The 16,075-nt window shown below is 66.6% G+C and carries 14 protein-coding genes; 6 read left to right on the plus strand and 8 right to left on the minus strand.

Going from position 1 to position 16,075, the window contains the following annotated elements:
* Positions 1 to 75: 75 nt before the first annotated feature.
* The 6 genes from Herbaro_RS07755 to Herbaro_RS07780 all read right to left on the minus strand — a co-directional run bounded on the left by Herbaro_RS07755 (position 76) and on the right by Herbaro_RS07780 (position 7,008).
* A complete protein-coding gene (locus Herbaro_RS07755) occupies positions 76 to 909 on the minus strand; it encodes a carbohydrate ABC transporter permease (RefSeq protein ID WP_275013254.1) in 834 nt (277 codons plus the stop codon).
* Positions 906 to 1,781 carry a carbohydrate ABC transporter permease gene (locus tag Herbaro_RS07760; RefSeq protein ID WP_275013255.1) on the minus strand — a complete coding sequence of 292 codons (876 nt, stop codon included), beginning with the start codon at positions 1,779 to 1,781 and terminating at the stop codon, positions 906 to 908. Before Herbaro_RS07760 ends, Herbaro_RS07755 begins: the two co-directional genes overlap by 4 nt.
* 99 nt (positions 1,782 to 1,880) lie before the next feature.
* Positions 1,881 to 3,173, minus strand: a complete 1,293-nt coding sequence (locus tag Herbaro_RS07765; protein ID WP_275013256.1) for an ABC transporter substrate-binding protein — start codon at positions 3,171 to 3,173, stop codon at positions 1,881 to 1,883.
* An 81-nt stretch (positions 3,174 to 3,254) separates the two neighbouring features.
* The gene (locus Herbaro_RS07770) at positions 3,255 to 4,319 is read right to left on the minus strand and encodes an ABC transporter ATP-binding protein (protein ID WP_275013257.1); all 1,065 of its coding nucleotides are present in this window, start codon (positions 4,317 to 4,319) and stop codon (positions 3,255 to 3,257) included.
* Between the two features lie 110 nt (positions 4,320 to 4,429).
* Positions 4,430 to 6,019, minus strand: a complete 1,590-nt coding sequence (glpD, locus tag Herbaro_RS07775; RefSeq protein ID WP_275013258.1) for a glycerol-3-phosphate dehydrogenase — start codon at positions 6,017 to 6,019, stop codon at positions 4,430 to 4,432.
* Positions 6,016 to 7,008, minus strand: a complete 993-nt coding sequence (locus tag Herbaro_RS07780; RefSeq protein ID WP_275013259.1) for a sugar-binding transcriptional regulator — start codon at positions 7,006 to 7,008, stop codon at positions 6,016 to 6,018. The genes glpD and Herbaro_RS07780 overlap by 4 nt, the downstream gene beginning before the upstream one ends.
* Before the next feature lie 352 nt (positions 7,009 to 7,360).
* Here Herbaro_RS07780 and Herbaro_RS07785 point away from each other — a divergent pair, with 352 nt between their 5' ends.
* The 3 genes from Herbaro_RS07785 to Herbaro_RS07795 are packed head-to-tail and all read left to right on the plus strand — an operon-like array spanning position 7,361 to position 9,937.
* Positions 7,361 to 8,170 (plus strand): MetQ/NlpA family ABC transporter substrate-binding protein, encoded by an 810-nt coding sequence (locus Herbaro_RS07785; RefSeq protein WP_275013260.1) that lies wholly within the window; start codon positions 7,361 to 7,363, stop codon positions 8,168 to 8,170.
* 11 nt (positions 8,171 to 8,181) lie between these two features.
* Positions 8,182 to 9,300: a methionine ABC transporter ATP-binding protein gene (locus Herbaro_RS07790; protein ID WP_446719331.1), complete on the plus strand. Its 1,119-nt coding sequence runs from the start codon at positions 8,182 to 8,184 to the stop codon at positions 9,298 to 9,300.
* On the plus strand, positions 9,281 to 9,937 hold the full coding sequence (locus Herbaro_RS07795; RefSeq protein ID WP_275013261.1) for a methionine ABC transporter permease: 657 nt from the start codon (positions 9,281 to 9,283) through the stop codon (positions 9,935 to 9,937). The genes Herbaro_RS07790 and Herbaro_RS07795 overlap by 20 nt, the downstream gene beginning before the upstream one ends.
* 163 nt (positions 9,938 to 10,100) lie before the next feature.
* Here the strand turns inward: Herbaro_RS07795 and Herbaro_RS07800 are convergent, their stop codons facing one another.
* Together Herbaro_RS07800 and metG are read right to left on the minus strand one after the other, a co-directional pair.
* Entirely contained in the window at positions 10,101 to 10,580 is a 480-nt protein-coding gene (locus tag Herbaro_RS07800; RefSeq protein WP_275013262.1) for a GNAT family N-acetyltransferase, read from the minus strand.
* A 40-nt stretch (positions 10,581 to 10,620) separates the two neighbouring features.
* Positions 10,621 to 12,687: a methionine--tRNA ligase gene (gene metG / locus Herbaro_RS07805; protein ID WP_275013263.1), complete on the minus strand. Its 2,067-nt coding sequence runs from the start codon at positions 12,685 to 12,687 to the stop codon at positions 10,621 to 10,623.
* Positions 12,688 to 12,874: 187 nt separating this feature from the next.
* Between metG and apbC the strand changes: the two genes are divergently transcribed.
* From apbC to gltX, 3 genes are all read left to right on the plus strand, one after another.
* The gene (apbC, locus tag Herbaro_RS07810) at positions 12,875 to 13,963 is read left to right on the plus strand and encodes an iron-sulfur cluster carrier protein ApbC (protein WP_275013264.1); all 1,089 of its coding nucleotides are present in this window, start codon (positions 12,875 to 12,877) and stop codon (positions 13,961 to 13,963) included.
* A gap of 146 nt (positions 13,964 to 14,109) precedes the next feature.
* Positions 14,110 to 14,535 carry a DUF4399 domain-containing protein gene (locus Herbaro_RS07815; protein WP_275013265.1) on the plus strand — a complete coding sequence of 142 codons (426 nt, stop codon included), beginning with the start codon at positions 14,110 to 14,112 and terminating at the stop codon, positions 14,533 to 14,535.
* A 129-nt stretch (positions 14,536 to 14,664) separates the two neighbouring features.
* On the plus strand, positions 14,665 to 16,065 hold the full coding sequence (gene gltX, locus Herbaro_RS07820; RefSeq protein ID WP_275013266.1) for a glutamate--tRNA ligase: 1,401 nt from the start codon (positions 14,665 to 14,667) through the stop codon (positions 16,063 to 16,065).
* The last annotated feature ends 10 nt before the right edge of the window (positions 16,066 to 16,075 follow it).

The following is a 16,075-nucleotide window of genomic DNA, read 5'->3' on the forward strand; positions in this document are numbered from 1 at the left end:
TCTTGTGGCGCGGCCCGGTGGTGCGCCGCCGCGGACCTCTGCGGGTCCGTCATGCATATTGTTTATATCGTTTGTTCAGCGGATGCCGGCGCGCATGAACGACTGCACGAACTGGCGCTGGAACAGCAGGAAGGCCAGCAGCAGCGGCGCCGAGGTCATCAGCGTGGCGGCGGTGATGATGGACCAGTCCACGCCCTGGTCGGTGGACGAGAACACCTGCAGTCCGACGGTGAGCGGGCGCGATTCCACCGAGTTGGTGACGATCAGCGGCCACAGGAAGTTGTTCCAGTGGGTGCTGATCGAGACCAGGCCGAAGGCGATGTAGATCGGCTTGGCCAGCGGCACGTAGACCTGCATCAGGATCTGCAGGGCGGAAGCGCCCTCCACGGTGGCGGCCTCGTCCAGCTCGCGCGGCACCGTCTTGAAAGTCTGGCGCAGCAGGAAGATACCGAAGGCCGAGGCGAAGTAGGGCAGGCCGATCGAGAGGATGGTGTCGCGCAGGCCCAGCAGGTTCATGGTGTTGTAGTTCTCCACGATCAGGATGTCGGGCATCACCATCAGCTGCAGCAGCACCAGCATGAACATCAGGTTGCTGCCGCGGAACTCGAAACGGGCGAAGGCGTAGGCCGCCAGCGTGGCCAGCACCATCTGCGCCGCCAGGATCATGGTCACCAGCAGGAAGGTGTTGAGGAAGTAGCGGGGGAAGGGCGCGGCATCCCAGGCGTTGGCGAAGTTCTTCAGCGTCAGCGGCGCGGTCAGCGAGAAGCGCGTGGCGAATTCAGCCGGGTGGAACGCGGTCCAGATCGCGTACAGCAGCGGCAGCAGCCACAGCAGGCCCAGCACCCAGGCCGACAGGGTTTCCAGCGTCCGGTTGCGTTCGCCGAAAGGATTGGAGGTCTGCGGGATCATTGGTAGTGGGTCCTGCGGTCGAGGATACGGAACTTGACGAAGGCGATGACGCCCAGCATGGCCAGCAGCACCACGGTCAGCGCGGCGGCGTAGGACGAGTCCCAGAAGGCGAAGCCGACTTCATAGATGTAGTACAGCAAGAGCGAGCTGGCATTGTCGGGCCCGCCCTTGGTCATCACCACGATATGGTCGACCAGGCGGAAGGAGTTGATCAGCGCGTTGATCAGCACGAACAGCGTGGTCGGCATCAGCAGCGGGAACTGCACCATGCGGAAATACTGCCAGCGGCTCGCGCCTTCCAGGCCGGCGGCCTCGGCCAGCACCGGCGAGATCTGCTGCAGCGCGGCCAGGTAGAAGATCATGAAGAAGCCGGCTTCCTTCCAGATCGCCACCACCATCATGGCGCCCAGCACGGTGTTCGGATTGCCCAGCCAGTTGTGCGAGGGCAGGCCGAGGGCACCGGTGAGCTGTTCCAGCAGGCCGTACTGCGGGGTGTAGAAGAACAGCCAGATGTTGGCCACCGCGATCATCGGCAGCACGGTCGGCGTGAAGTAGGCCAGGCGCAGCAGGCCGCGGCCCATCAGGCGGTCGTTGACCCACAGCGCCATCAGGATGGCCAGCGCGATCGAGACCGGGATGGTGCCCAGCGCGAACCACAGGTTGTTGGTGAAGGCGCGCCAGAACACCGGGTCGTCGGCCATCAGCGCGTAGTTCTCCAGGCCGACGAAGACCGCCGGGTTGGCGCCCTTGGGCGTGGAGAAGAAGCTGTGCCAGAAGGTGGCCACGGCCGGGTAGTGGGTGAAGGCGACCAGCAGCGTCATGGCCGGCAACAGCAGCAGCCAGGGCGTGATGGAGGAGTGGGTTCGGTTCATTTGACCTTTGCGCCGGCCGGCGAAAACGCGTTACGGAATCGGAACCCGGCCCGCCGCCTGGGCGGGCCGGTTGCTGCGAGACTGCCTGGAGCGAGTTGCTTAGCGGCCGTAGGAACGCAGGATGCGGTCCGACTCGCGCTGCGCGTCCTTCAACGCCGCTTCCGGCGTCTTGGTGCCGGACAGCGCCGCTTGCAGGTTGTCATTCAGGGCCTTGGTCACGCGCTGGTTGTCGTGCGTGGACAGCTCGGCCACGCCGTACTTCATCTGCTCGCGCGCCACGTCGGCCGCCGGCACTTCCTGCAGGTACTTCTTCATCTCGGCGGTGTCCCAGGCATCCTGGCGCGGCGCCACATAGCCGGTGGCGATCGACCATTGGGCCGCGCGCGCCGGCTCGGCGGCGAAGCGGATGAACTTCATCGCCGCGGCCTGCTGCTCAGGCGAGGTCTTGTTGAAGACGTAGAAGTTGCCGCCGCCGGTCGGGCTGCCCGGATGCTTGATGCCCGGCAGCATCGCCACGCCGAACGGGAACGAGGCGTTGGTGCGGATGTTGGTCAGGTTGCCGGTGGTGGTCCAGACCATGGCGGCCTTCTGCTCCAGGAAGTCCTTGGGGGTGGTGCCCCATTCGATCGAGCCGCCCGGCATGACCTTGTCCTTGGTGGTCAAGTCGACCCAGTGCTGCAGGGCCTGCACCGAACCCGGCTTGTCGAAGTAGGTCTTGGTGCCGGCGCTGTTCATCAGGATGGTGTCGTTGGACGCGGTCATGGCCTGGAACATCCAGTAGCCGAAGCCGGTCGAGGGGATCTTCACGCCCCACTGGGTGACGTTGCCCGAGGCGTCGCGCTTGGTCAGCTTCTTGGCAGCATCGACCATCTCGGTCCAGCTGGCGGGGGCCTTCTCCGGGTTCAGGCCGGCTTCCTTGAACAGGTTCTTGTTGTAGTACATGACGATGGTCGAGCGCTGGAACGGGATGCCCCAGGTCTTGCCGTCGGTCTGGCTGTTCTCCATGAAACCCTTGTAGAAGCCGTCGATCCACTTCTTGTCCTCGGCCGACTTGGCCAGGGTGTCGATGGAGACGATGGCGTTCTCGTCGATCAGGGTGAACAGGTCGGTCGACAGCAGCACCGCCAGCGTCGGCGGGGTGCCGCTCTTGAAGGCGGTCAGCGCCTTGACGATGCTTTCCTGGTAGGTGCCGGCATAGACCGCCTTGACCTTGATGTCCGGGTTGGCCTTCTCGAAGTCGGCCACCATGCCGTCGATGGTCTTGGTGACGGCGCCGCCGACGGCGACCGGATAGTAGAAGCTGATTTCGACCGGGTTTGCGGCAAAGGCGCTGGCGCCGAAAGCGGCGCTGACGGCCAGGGCGGCCACGGATTTCAGAATTGCTCTACGCATGATGCGTCTCTCCCATGAGGTTGAAGGTTGGTTGCAACTTGGCGGTTGCTATTGTTGGAGTCTCACTCTGACGTTTCTGAATTACTGGGGATGACGCCGCATCCCGGTCTGCCTGTCGAAGAAATATTGATCGCCCGGGTTCCAGCCGAGCCGCACGGGGTCGCCGGCGCGCAGCGCCAGCTGGCCCGGCGCGCGCACCAGCAGGGTAGGGCCGCCGCGGCCGGCGCCGACCTGCGCGCCGACGATGGTGTCGGCGCCGAAATACTCGACCGTCTGCACTACCGCCGCCACGCCGTCATCGGCCAGGCGCACATGCTCCGGGCGCAGGCCCAGTTGCCATTGCTGGTCGCCGACGGCGGCCGTCACCGACGGGCCGTCGCTGCCCTCGATGGCGAGGCCGCCCGCGACCGGCGCCAGCGGCAGGATGTTCATGGGCGGCGTGCCGATGAAGCGCGCGGCGAATTCGGTGGCGGGTTGGGCGTACAGCTCGGCCGGCGGCGCGTTCTGCTCGATCTTGCCGTCGCGTAGCAGGATCACCTGGTCGGCCATGCTCATGGCTTCGGTCTGGTCGTGCGTGACGTAGATCATGGTCATTTCAAGCTGCTGCTGCAGCGCGCGGATCTCGCGGCGCATTTCCTGGCGCAACTGGGCGTCGAGGTTGGAGAGCGGCTCGTCCATCAGGCACACCGGGGCGTCGGCGATGATCGCGCGGCCCAGCGCCACGCGCTGCTGCTGGCCGCCCGAGAGCTGGCCGGGACGGCGATCCAGCAGGTGCGACAGGCCGAGGATGTCGGCCACGCGCTTCAAGCGCGGCTCGAAGTCCTGCCGCGGCTCCTTGCGCACGCGCACGCCGAACAGGATGTTGTCGCGCACGTTCAGGTGCGGGAACAGGGCATACGACTGGAACACCATGGCGATCTTGCGCTGCGCCGGCGGCAGCCGGGTGACGTCGCGTTCGCCGATGCGGATGCTGCCGGCGCTGGGCGTGTCCAGCCCCGCGATCAGGCGCAGCGTGGTCGACTTGCCGCAGCCGGAGGGCCCCAGCAGCACGGTGAAGTCGCCCGACTTCACCTCGAAATCGATGCCCTTGACGGCCTGGGCCTCGCCCCAGTTCTTGGTGATCCCCTGCAAGGAAATTGCTGCCATCCCGTATCCCTTTTTTATCAATCGTCAACCGGCCCGCATCAAGCGATCGGCCCGGCCTGTGCGGCGCCACTCACCGGCGATGAATGGCCGTAATCGTTTTCACGCCCGGCTTAGCGGATTTCCGCCGGCATCCGGCTGGCGCAGAAATGGCTGGCGCGCAATTGCGCGAACCACTCCCCGAACGCTTCCCGCTGGACCTGGTCCATGTGCAGTCCGCACTTGGTCCGGCGCCACAGCACGTCGTCGGCCTCGCAGGCCCATTCGTGCACGGCCAGGTATTCCACTTCGCGCTGCGTCAGACCGCCGCCGAAGTCGCGTCCCAGCTCTGCCATCGTTTGCGCCTCGCGCAGCACGGCATAGCTGTTCAGGCCATGGCGCGCGAACAGGCGCGCCAGGTAGTGGGCATCGAGGCCGGCGTATTTCTGTTGCAGCAGGGCGACCTCGCGCTGGCGCTCGGCGCGCTTGAAGCGGGCGCCGGGCAAGGCTTCACCGGCGGTCCAGCCGCCGCGCCGGGAGCGGCCCTGCAGCCAGGGCGCCAGCTTGTCCATGACCGACTCGGCCAGGCGGCGGTAGGTGGTGATCTTGCCGCCATACACCGAGACGCAGGGCAGGCCGCGCTGCTCCTGCAGCACCAGCGTGTAGTCGCGGGTGACGGCCGAGGGATTGTCGGACTCGTCGTCGAACAGCGGCCGCACGCCGGCGTAGCGCCAGACGATGTCGCCGGCGGCGACCGGGCGTTCCAGGTAGCGGTTCACCGCGCGCAGCAGGTAGGCTTCTTCGGCGGCGCTGATGCGCGCGCCCTGGTCCATGTTCTCCTGCGGCACGTCGGTGGTGCCGATCAGGGTGTAGCGGTCCTCATAGGGAATCATGAAGACGATGCGCTTGTCGTCGTTTTGCAGGATGTAGGCGTGCTCGCCCTCGAACAGGCGCGGCACCACGATATGGCTGCCGCGCACCAGCTTGACCGCCGCGTGCCGCTTTTCCCCGTCATCGCCGCCGCCATCGCCGGCGTTGAGCGCGCGATCCATCTGCGCCACCCAGGGGCCGGCGCTGTTGACCAGGGCGCGCGCCTTCACGCGGCGCCGCTGGCCGGTATGCATGTCTTCCAGCGTGCACAGCCAGTGGTTGTCCCCGCCGTCCTGGTTCTCGACGCGCAGGGCTTCGGCCAGGCGCGTGCGGGGCAGGATGTCGGCGCCGTGCTCCTGGGCCGAGAGCAGGTTGAAGATCACCAGGCGGGCGTCGTCCACCCAGGCGTCGGAATAGGCGAAGCCGCGCGTGATGTCGCCCTTGAGGCCGCTGGGGCTCGCCATGCGATCCAGCCGCAGCGCCTGCGACTTGGGCAGCGTGATGCGCCCGCCGATGTGGTCGTACAGCCAGAGGCCCAGCCGGATCATCCAGCGCGGGCGCAGGCCGGCCACGTGCGGCATGACGAAGCGCAGCGGCCAGGCGATGTGCGGGGCGATGTCGAGCAGGTGTTCGCGCTCCGACAGGGCCTCGGCCACCAGCCGGAATTCGTAGTATTCGAGATAGCGCAGGCCGCCGTGGATCAGTTTGGTGCTGGCCGAGGAGGTGGCGCCGGCGAAATCGTTCTGCTCGCACAGGGCCACCGACAGGCCGCGGCCGGCGGCGTCGCGCGCCACGCCGGCGCCGTTGATGCCGCCGCCGATGACCAGGATGTCGTAGAGACCGTCGCGTTTCATGGGTTTGGCTCCCGGCCGTCGGCGGCGCGGATCTGCTCGACCAGCAGGCGCGCGCTCGGCTCGTCGATCACCAGCTCGTTGATGAAGCCGCCCTGCAGCGCGGCGCGCAGGCCGGGGATCTTGCCCTTGCCCGAGACCACGCAGATCGAATGCGCGGCGCGCTGGAAGCAATCCATGTCCGGGCCGCTGCTGCGCGCGTTCAGGGCGATGTCGCGCCAGCTGCCGTCCTCGCGGAAGAACATGGTGGCGATGTCGCCCACCAGGCCCTCGGCGCGGATCATGGCGCGCTCCTCGTCGGACAGGTAGCCGCCGGTATGCACGTGGCTGCCGGTGGCTTCGGCGCCGATCGAGAACAGCAGGATGGAGGCGCTGTCCTGCAGCGCGCGGATGGACTTGATGCTCTTCTCGCGCCACAGCGCGGTGCGGGTGTCGGCATAGTCGAAGAAGGCCGGCACCGGGAAGTGATGGGCGCGCGCCCCGTAGTTCTGGGCGAAGCGCGAGACGATGGACTCGCCGAAGGTGTTGACGAAGTTCAGTCCGGTGCCCGAGCCGTTCAACTGCACCACGTCGACGTCGTGCACCTGCTTGGGCAGCAGCTTGTCGGCGATCTCGGCCACCGTGGTGCCCCAGGCCAGGCCGATCACGGTGGACGGCGCCACCAGCGAGCTGACGTAGGCGGCGGCGTGGCCGGCCACGCGCTGCAGGGTTTCCTTCTCGCTGGCGGCGGCCGACACCGGCACCACCTGGATCGAGCGCAACTGGTAGCGCTCGGCGATGGCGCTCTCCAGGTTGCCCGAGACCTCCTGCGGGTCGTGCACCCGGATCTCCACCAGGCCGCGGTCCAGCGCAAACGACAGCAAGCGCGAGACGGTCGCGCGCGAGGTGCCGATTTCCTCGGCGATCGCCGCCGTGGTCATGTTCTGGAAGTAGTACAGGCGCGCCACGCGCACTGCCATGTAAGCGGTTTCCTGCCGGTCCCCATTAGCCATGTTGATAGCCTGAACGTATGATCATTGTTGTTGAACGTTTGTAAAAATAGTCAATTCGCCGAGGCAAGTAAAGACGTATCGATACGGCCCTGCAGCATGGTAGGGATGATATTGAGCTTTTGTTACAGCTTGATGAACGGATGTTCTTTGCGGGCGGGGACATGCGCGGGTGGCGACGGCCTCGCGGCAGCCGGGCCGGGTCGGCCGCGCCAGCTCGCCATGCCGCGCCGGGCCTGGGCCGGCGCGCATAAGGACATATGAATTCCTTCGTTGGTGGCCGGCGGCCGGCTCTCTACACTTGGCCATCCCAAGCGCCGGTGCGGCGCACCACAACATTTCACGGAGAAATCGCATGACCCAACGCCTGCGCCTGCGCGCGCTGATCGCCGTCACCCTGTTCTTGCTGGCCGGCCTGGCCCACAGCGCCGACCCCAAGACCCTGCGCGTGGGCGTGCGCGGCGGCACCGACGAGCAGATCTGGGAAGTGGTCACGCAGGTGGCCAAAAAGAACGGCCTGAACGTGCAGCCGGTGGTGATCTCCGGCGCCGCCAGCCCCAACGAGGCGCTCAACAACGGCGACCTGGACGCCAACTCCTTCCAGCACATTCCTTTCCTGCGCGACCAGATCAAGCAGCGCGGCTACAAGCTGGCCGCGGTGGGCGACACCTATATCTCGCCGATCGCCTTCTATTCGAAGAAGTACAAGGCCATCAAGGACCTGCCGGAAGGCGCCAAGGTCGCCATCCCCAATGACCCCAGCAACCAGACCCGCGCGCTGGTGGTGCTGCGCGACGCCGGCCTGATCACCTTGCGCGACGGCTTCGACCCGTACACCGGCACCGCCTCGCTGTCCGACATCAGCGGCTACAAGAAGAAGATCAACCTGATCGAGAGCGCCTCTGTGGTGCTGGCGCGCTCGCTGGAAGACGTCGACACCGCCGCCATCGTCAACACCTTCGCCTACCAGGCCGGCCTGATCGCCACGCGCGACGGCATCGCCGTCGAGAAGCGCGAGCACAATCCTTACGTCAACATCATCGTGGTGCGCGAGCAGGACAAGAACGCGGCCTGGGTCGCGCCGCTGGTGAAGGCCTATCAGTCCGAGGAAGTGCGCCAGTTCATCCTGAAGCAGTTCGGCGGCTCGGTGGTGCCGGTATTTTGAGCCTCTCCGCACTGATCCGCGCCGGCACCGGCCTGACGGCGCGCGCGCGTGAAGACGCGGCGCGCGCGCCCGCCGAGAGCGCGTTGCCGTCGGCTGCGCACATCGCCTTCCAGCAGGTCAGCAAGCAGTATCCTGGGCCGGCGGGGCAGGTGCATGCGCTGCGCGAGGTGTCCTTCGAGGTCAGGCGCGGCGAGATCTTCGGCGTCATCGGCCGCAGCGGCGCCGGCAAATCGACCCTGCTGCGCACCATCAACGCGCTGGAACTCCCGGGCGCGGGCATGGTAAAGGTCAACGGCGCCGACGTCGGCGCGCTGGACGAGGATGGCCTGGTGGCCCTGCGTCGCCGCGTGGGCATGATCTTCCAGCATTTCAACCTGCTCTCGGCCAAGACCGTGCGCGAGAACGTCGGCCTGCCGCTGCGCGTGGCCGGCGTGCCGCCGCAACGCATCCGCGAGAAGGTGGATGCGTTGCTGGCGCTGGTCGGCCTGGCCGACAAGGCCGATGCGTATCCGGCCAGGCTATCCGGTGGACAGAAGCAGCGCGTCGGCATTGCCCGCGCGCTGGTGCACGAGCCCGACATCCTGCTGTGCGACGAGGCCACCTCGGCGCTCGATCCGGAAACCACGCAATCCATCCTGGCGCTGCTGCGCGACGTCAGCGCCTCGATGGGGCTGACCGTGGTGCTGATCACGCACGACATGGCGGTGATCCGCGAGATCTGCGACCGCGTGCTGGTGCTGGACCAGGGGCAGGCGGTGGAACTGGGCGAAGTCTGGCGCGTGTTCGGCAATCCGCAGGCCGACGCCACGCGCGCGCTGCTGCGCCCGCTGCAGCACGGCGTGCCGGCCGACCTGGCCGAACAGCTGGTGGACGATTTGCAAGGCGCGCCCGGCAGGGCCGTGCTCAGCCTGCGCTTCACCGGCGCCGAAGGGCCGCAGGGCGTGAGCCTGCAGGACCTGGCCCGGCTCGGGCCGGATGCCGCGCTGCTGCACGGCGGCCTCGATCGCATCCGCGGCCACGCCCAGGGCGAGCTGCTGCTGGCCTTGCCGGCGGCCGAGGTCGAACGGGTGCGCGGCCTGTTCAAGGACAATCTCATCAAGGTGATCGGCTATGTCCCTGCCCGCGCTTGATAAATACTTCCAGGCCTTCTTCGAGACCCTGCTGATGGTGGGCGCCTCGGCGCTGCTGGCCATTTCGCTGGGCCTGGCGCTGGCGGTGGTGCTGACGGTCACCGCCCGCCACAACCTCTATCCGCGTCCGCGCCTGCATCGGGCGCTGTCGGTGACGGTCAACGTGTTTCGCGCCGTGCCCTTCATCATCATGCTGGTGGCGCTGTTGCCGGTGACGCGCCTGCTGGTCGGCACCACGCTGGGCACCTGGGCCGCGGTGGTGCCGTTGACGGTGAACCTGATTCCCTTCTACGCGCGCATCGCGCAGGTGTCGCTCAACGACGTCGACGGCGGCCTGGTGGAGGCGGCGCGCGCCATGGGCTGCCGGCGCTGGCACATCGTGCGCCACGTGCTGCTGCCGGAGGCCTTGCCCGGCATCGTCGGCGGCATGACGGTAAGCGTGATCGCCATGATCAACGCCTCGGCCATGGCGGGCGCGGTCGGCGCCGGCGGCCTGGGCGACCTGGCGATCCGCTACGGCTACGAGCGCTACGAGACGCGGGTGATGTTCGAGGTGATCGTGATCCTGATCGCGCTGGTGTCTGTGATCCAGCTGGTGGGGGAGGGGATTGCCCGGCGTTTCGATCACAAGCGATGAGGTAAGCCAATTGCTCCGTCATCGCGGCGCAGGCCGGGATCCAGTGTCGTTTGTCGCGCCTGGCAGTCGATTGATGGGCGCGACAAGCGACACTGGGTCCTGACTTCCGTCAGGACGACGATGAGATATGGAATGTGCCGCTGAAAGTCCGGGGGAGACCGGCTCAGTGCCGCATCACCCGCCGCATCACGATGGGCGGCGCTTCGTTCGGGTTGGCGCGGGTGTATTCGAGCTCGGGCGCGATCTCGAAGCCGAAGGCGGCGTACAGGTCCACCAGTTGGGCCTGGTCGGTGCGCACCGCCAGCCGCAGCTCGCGCACGTCGGCGGCCTGGGCGCGGTGGATCAGCGCCTCCATCAGGTGCTGCGACAGGCGCTCGCCGCGAAAGTCCGGGCAGATGCCCATGCGGCGGATTTCCCAGACGTCGAAGTCCGAGTCCAGCGGCAGCCAGCGCACCGAGCCGGCCGGCACTTCGCCGCGCAGCAGGATGAAGGCGCCGCCGTGCTGCAGGTCTTCGGTGACGTGGTCGGCCGCTTCGCGGTGACCGGAGGAGTTGGGCGCCACCTTGTTGGCCCAGCTGTTGCGGGTCAGCTCCGCGATCAGCGGGGCGTCTTCCGAGGTGGCTTCGCGTATCAGCATTTCCATGCAGGGTCTCCTTCGCTTACCGGGTGCGGCCGCGCGCGGCTCAGCGCACCCGCATGCCCGGCTCGGCGCCCGGCCACGGGTTGAGCACGTAGATGCCCGGCTTGGCTTTCTCATCCTTGGCGGAGGCGGCCAGCACCATGCCTTCGGAGATGCCGAACTTCATCTTGCGCGGCGCCAGGTTGGCCACCATCACGGTCAGCTTGCCCACCAGTTCTTCCGGCTTGTAGGCCGAGGCGATGCCCGAGAACACGTTGCGCGTGCGGCCTTCGCCGGCGTCCAGCGTCAGGCGCAGCAGCTTGGTCGAGCCTTCCACCGCTTCGCAGTTGACGATCTTGGCGATGCGCAGGTCGATCTTGGCGAAGTCGTCGATGGAGATTTCCGGGGCCAGCTCCTCGATGGCGCTGTCGGCGACGGCGGCCGGCGCGGCCGCGGGGGCTTCCGGCGCCTCGAACAGGGCGTCCAGCATCTTCGGATCGACACGCTGCATCAGGTGCGCGTAGGCGTTGATGACGTGGCCGTCGGCCAGCGGCGCGGCGACGTCGTTCCACTGGAAGGGCTGCACGTTGAGGAAGGCTTCCACCTGCGCGGCCAGTTGCGGCAGCACCGGCTTCAGGTACACGGTCAGGATGCGGAAGGCTTCCAGCAGGCGGCTGCAGACTTCATGCAGCTGGGCGTCGCGGGCGGTGTCCTTGGCCAGTTCCCAGGGCTTGTTGGCGTCCACGTAGGCGTTGATGGCGTCGGCCTGTTCCATCACCAGGCGCAGGGCCTTGCCGTACTCGCGCTGTTCATAGAGCGTGCGGATGTCGCCCGCCACGCCGCGCAGCTTGGCCAGGAAGGCGTCGTCGTCGGTGGCCCAGGCGGTGCTGAGCTTGCCCTCGAAGCGCTTGGCGATGAAGCCGGCCGCGCGGCTGGCGATGTTGACGTACTTGCCGATCAGGTCGGCGTTGACGCGGGCCACGAAGTCGTCCGGGTTGAAGTCGACGTCTTCCACCTTGGCGTTGAGCTTGGCGGCGATGTAGTAGCGCAGCCATTCCGGGTTCATGCCGATGTCGAGGTAGCGCAGCGGCGAGATGCCGGTGCCGCGCGACTTGGACATCTTCTCGCCCGAGACGGTGATGAAGCCGTGGGCGAACACATTGTTGGGCGTCTTGCGGCCGGCGAACTTCAGCATGGCGGGCCAGAACAACGTGTGGAAGTAGGTGATGTCCTTGCCGATGAAGTGGTACTGCTCGGTCTTGTCGTCGGCCATGAAGGCGTCGAAGTCGCGGCCGGTCTTGCCGAAGTAGTTCTTTAGCGAGGCCAGGTAGCCGATCGGCGCGTCCAGCCAGACGTAGAAGTACTTGCCCGGCGCGTCCGGGATCTCGATGCCGAAGTAGGGGGCGTCGCGGCTGATGTCCCAGTCGCCCAGGCCGCCTTCGCCGTCCAGCCATTCGCGGCACTTGTTGGCCACTTCCGGTTGCAGGCGGTTGTTGTCCAGCGCCCATTCGCGCAGGAATTCCACGCACTTCGGGTCCGACAGCTTGAAGAAGAAATGCTCCGAGGACTTCATCACCGGCGTCGCGCCCGACAGGGTCGAGTACGGGTTCTTCAGGTCGGTCGGCGAATACACGGCGCTGCAGTTCTCGCAGGAGTCGCCGTACTGGTCCTTGGTGCCGCACTTGGGGCACTCGCCCTTGATGTAGCGGTCCGGCAGGAACATGCTCTTGACCGGGTCGAAGAACTGGTCGATGGTCTTGGTCGAGATCAGCTTGGCCTCGTCGCGCAGGGCGCGATAGATCTCCTGCGACAGTTCGTGGTTCTCGGGGCTGTCGGTGGAGCTCCAGTTGTCGAAGGCGATATGGAAGCCGTCCAGGTACTGCTTGCGGCCGGCGGCGATGTTGGCCACGAACTGCTGCGGCGTGATGCCGGCCTTCTCGGCGGCGATCATGATCGGCGCGCCGTGCGCGTCGTCGGCGCCGACGAAGTGCACCTCATTGCCCTGCATTCGCTGGAACCGGACCCAGATGTCGGCCTGGATGTACTCCATGATGTGGCCGATGTGGAACGCGCCGTTGGCGTAGGGGAGTGCGGTCGTGACGAAGAGTTGGCGGGGTGCTGGGGTGCTCATTGGCAATACTGACGAGGCGTGGGTGGTGGAAAAAGAGAGCCATTCTAGCAGCCGTGGCCCTCTCGGCGCAGCAGTTGATGTTTTGCCAAGCAAAACGCGGCGCCGGGCGAGCTTGCCCGGCGCTCGCAAGGCAAGGCGGCGCCGGGCCGATTGGGATAGACTTGCGGGTTCTGAGCAAGGAGAAACAATGAGCATCACCGTGGAAGAAATCAAGGCGGCCCTGTTGCAGGTGATCGATCCCAACACCGGCCGCGATCTCATCAGCGGCAAGGAAGCCAGGAACATCCGCGTCGAGGGCGGCCGCGTGCTGCTGGACGTGGAGCTGGGCTATCCCGCCAAAAGCCAGGTCGAGCCGATCCGCGGCCTGGTGGCCGAGGCCCTGGGCAAGCTGCCCGGCGTGGCAGGCGTCGAGGCCAACGTGTATTTCAAGATCGTCGCGCATGCGGTGCAGCGCGGCATCAAGTTGAAGAGCAACGTCAAGAACATCATCGCCGTGGCCTCCGGCAAGGGCGGCGTGGGCAAGTCGACCACCGCGGTCAACCTGGCGCTGGCGCTGGCCGCCGAGGGTGCGCAGGTGGGCATCCTGGACGCCGACATCTACGGCCCCTCGCAGCCGATGATGATGGGCATCTCCGGCCAGCCGGAAACCAAGGATGGCAAGACCATGGAGCCGCTGGAGAACCATGGCCTGCAAGTCTCCTCGATCGGCTTCATGATCGATCCCGACGAGCCGATGGTGTGGCGCGGCCCGATCGTCACCCAGGCGCTGCAGCAGCTGCTGGACCAGACCAACTGGCGCGAGCTCGACTACCTGATCGTCGACATGCCGCCCGGCACCGGCGACGTGCAGCTGACGCTGTCGCAGAAGGTGCCGGTGACCGGCGCGGTGATCGTGACCACGCCGCAGGACATCGCCCTGCTGGATGCGCGCAAGGGTTTGCGCATGTTCGAGAAGGTCGGCATTCCCATCCTTGGCATCGTCGAGAACATGAGCATGCACGTGTGTTCCAACTGCGGCCATGCCGAGCCGATCTTCGGCGTGGGCGGCGGCGAGCGCATGTGCGCCGACTTCGGCGTGGACTTCCTGGGGGCGTTGCCGCTGACCATGGAGATCCGCCAGCAGACCGATTCCGGCAAGCCCACCGTGGTGGCCGACCCGGACGGCAAGGTCGCCGAGATTTACAAGAACATTGCGCGCCGGGTCGCGGTCAAAGTGGCGGAGAAGGCCCGCGACATGACCAGCAAGTTCCCCAGCATCGTGGTGCAGAACGACTGAGGCGGGGCGCATCGTTGGAATGCCAGAACGGCGATGGAAATCTCCATCGCCGTTTTTCGTTTCGGCGCGCTCGTGCAATCGTGCAGCCGCCAGGCCGAGCGCAGGCCTGCTCCGCAGTCCCCATCCACAACTACAGGAGATGCTTGATGATTGCCCACCCCAGTCCCCGTTTGTCCCGCGCGGCATGTGCCGCTTCGCTGCTGCTGATGAGCCTGGCCGCCTCGTTCGCCCAGGCCGAGGAAAAGGGCGTATCGATCCTGGAGCCCAAGAGCGGCGCCACCGTGCAGAGCCCGTTCAAGGTCAGGTTCGCGGCGCATGGCATGACCGTGCATCCGGCCACCGAAGTGATCCCGGGCACCGGCCACCATCACCTGCTGATCAACCATGGGCCGATCAAGGAAGGCGAGAGCATTCCCATGGACGACACCCACTTGCACTACGGCAAGGGCCAGACCGAGGCGGAGGTGACGCTGCCGCCCGGCAAGTACAAGCTGACCGCGCAGTTCGCCAACGGCGCGCACCAGTCCTACGGCAAGAAGATGTCCGACACCATCGACCTCACCGTCAAGTAGGCGCCGCCGCGGCGGCCGGCATGGCGTGGCCGCCGCCGCCACGTTAAAATAGCGGCTTTCCGATTCACGACCTGACCGCTGGACGGCTTTGGCATGCCAAGGCCGTTTTGGTTTTCACCCGCTCCGCTCATGACCGCAACCACCGTACGTACCCGCTTCGCTCCCAGCCCCACCGGCTACCTGCACCTGGGCGGCGCCCGCACCGCGCTGTTCTCCTGGGCCTATGCCCGCCGTTTCGGCGGTACCTTCATCCTGCGCATCGAAGACTCCGACCTGGAGCGCTCCACCCCGGAAGCGGTGCAGGCCATCATCGAAGGCATGCAATGGCTGGGCCTGCAGCACGACGAGGGCCCGTTCTACCAGATGAAGCGCATGGACCGCTACCGCGAGGTGGTGGCGCAGATGCTGGAGCAGGGCAGCGCCTATTACTGCTATTGCTCGCCGGAAGAGGTCGAGGCCATGCGCGAGCGCCAGCGCGCCGCCGGCGACAAGCCGCGCTACGACGGCACCTGGCGCCCGGAGCCGGGCAAGACCCTGCCGGCCGTTCCCGAAGGACGCAAGCCGGTGGTGCGCTTCAAGAACCCGCTGGACGGCGAGGTCACCTGGAACGACGTGGTCAAGGGCCAGATCACCATCTCCAACCGCGAGCTGGACGACCTGGTCATCGCGCGCCCGGACGGCACGCCGACCTATAACTTCTGCGTCGTGGTGGACGACTGGGACATGAAGATCACCCACGTCATCCGCGGCGACGACCATGTCAACAACACCCCGCGCCAGATCAACATCCTCAAGGCCCTGGGCGGCACCCTGCCCGAGTACGGCCACGTGCCGATGATCCTGGGCGCCGACGGCGAGAAGCTCTCCAAGCGCCACGGCGCGGTGTCGGTGATGGACTACCCGGCCCAGGGCTACCTGCCCGAAGCCATGCTGAACTACCTGGCGCGCCTGGGCTGGAGCCACGGCGACGACGAGATCTTCTCGATGCAGCAGTTCTGCGAATGGTTCGACCTCGACCACCTGACCAAGGCGCCGGCGCAGTTCAATCCGGAAAAGCTGAACTGGCTCAACAACCACTACATCAAGCTGGCCGACAACGCGCGCCTGGCGTCGCTGGTGCGCCCGCTGCTGGAAAAAGAGGGCGCGGCCTTCGATGGCGCGCCCGCGCTGGACCAGGTGATCGCGCTGCTGAAAGACCGCGCCCACACGCTCAACGAGATCGCGGCGGCGGCGCTGATGTTCTACCGCCAGCCGGCGCCGGAAGCGGCGCTGGTCGCGCAGCACATCACCGACGCCATCAAGCCGGCGCTGGCCGATTTCGCGCAGCGCTGCGCCACGGTCGAATGGACCAAGGAAGCGATCGCGCCGATGATCAAGGAAGTGCTGGCCGCCCACACGCTGAAGATGCCCCAGCTGGCCATGCCGCTGCGCCTGATCGTCGCCGGCCAGTTGCAGACCCCGGCCATCGACGCTGTGTTGCAGCTGTTCGGCCGCGACAGCGTGCTGGCGCGCCTGAAGGCCTACGCCTGAAAAATTAAGC

Origin of the sequence: Herbaspirillum sp. WKF16, assembly GCF_028993615.1 — a bacterium.
Lineage (GTDB): Bacteria > Pseudomonadota > Gammaproteobacteria > Burkholderiales > Burkholderiaceae_D > Herbaspirillum.

Excerpts from the sequence above, each read along its gene's own strand:
- Herbaro_RS07755 (WP_275013254.1), bottom strand. The coding sequence starts at position 909 with ATGATCCCGCAGACCTCCAATCCTTTCGGCGAACGCAACCGGACGCTG.
- Herbaro_RS07760 (WP_275013255.1), bottom strand. The coding sequence starts at position 1,781 with ATGAACCGAACCCACTCCTCCATCACGCCCTGGCTGCTGCTGTTGCCG.
- Herbaro_RS07765 (WP_275013256.1), bottom strand. The coding sequence starts at position 3,173 with ATGCGTAGAGCAATTCTGAAATCCGTGGCCGCCCTGGCCGTCAGCGCC.
- Herbaro_RS07770 (WP_275013257.1), bottom strand. The coding sequence starts at position 4,319 with ATGGCAGCAATTTCCTTGCAGGGGATCACCAAGAACTGGGGCGAGGCC.
- glpD (WP_275013258.1), bottom strand. The coding sequence starts at position 6,019 with ATGAAACGCGACGGTCTCTACGACATCCTGGTCATCGGCGGCGGCATC.
- Herbaro_RS07780 (WP_275013259.1), bottom strand. The coding sequence starts at position 7,008 with ATGGCTAATGGGGACCGGCAGGAAACCGCTTACATGGCAGTGCGCGTG.
- Herbaro_RS07785 (WP_275013260.1), top strand. The coding sequence starts at position 7,361 with ATGACCCAACGCCTGCGCCTGCGCGCGCTGATCGCCGTCACCCTGTTC.
- Herbaro_RS07795 (WP_275013261.1), top strand. The coding sequence starts at position 9,281 with ATGTCCCTGCCCGCGCTTGATAAATACTTCCAGGCCTTCTTCGAGACC.
- Herbaro_RS07800 (WP_275013262.1), bottom strand. The coding sequence starts at position 10,580 with ATGGAAATGCTGATACGCGAAGCCACCTCGGAAGACGCCCCGCTGATC.
- metG (WP_275013263.1), bottom strand. The coding sequence starts at position 12,687 with ATGAGCACCCCAGCACCCCGCCAACTCTTCGTCACGACCGCACTCCCC.
- apbC (WP_275013264.1), top strand. The coding sequence starts at position 12,875 with ATGAGCATCACCGTGGAAGAAATCAAGGCGGCCCTGTTGCAGGTGATC.
- Herbaro_RS07815 (WP_275013265.1), top strand. The coding sequence starts at position 14,110 with ATGATTGCCCACCCCAGTCCCCGTTTGTCCCGCGCGGCATGTGCCGCT.
- gltX (WP_275013266.1), top strand. The coding sequence starts at position 14,665 with ATGACCGCAACCACCGTACGTACCCGCTTCGCTCCCAGCCCCACCGGC.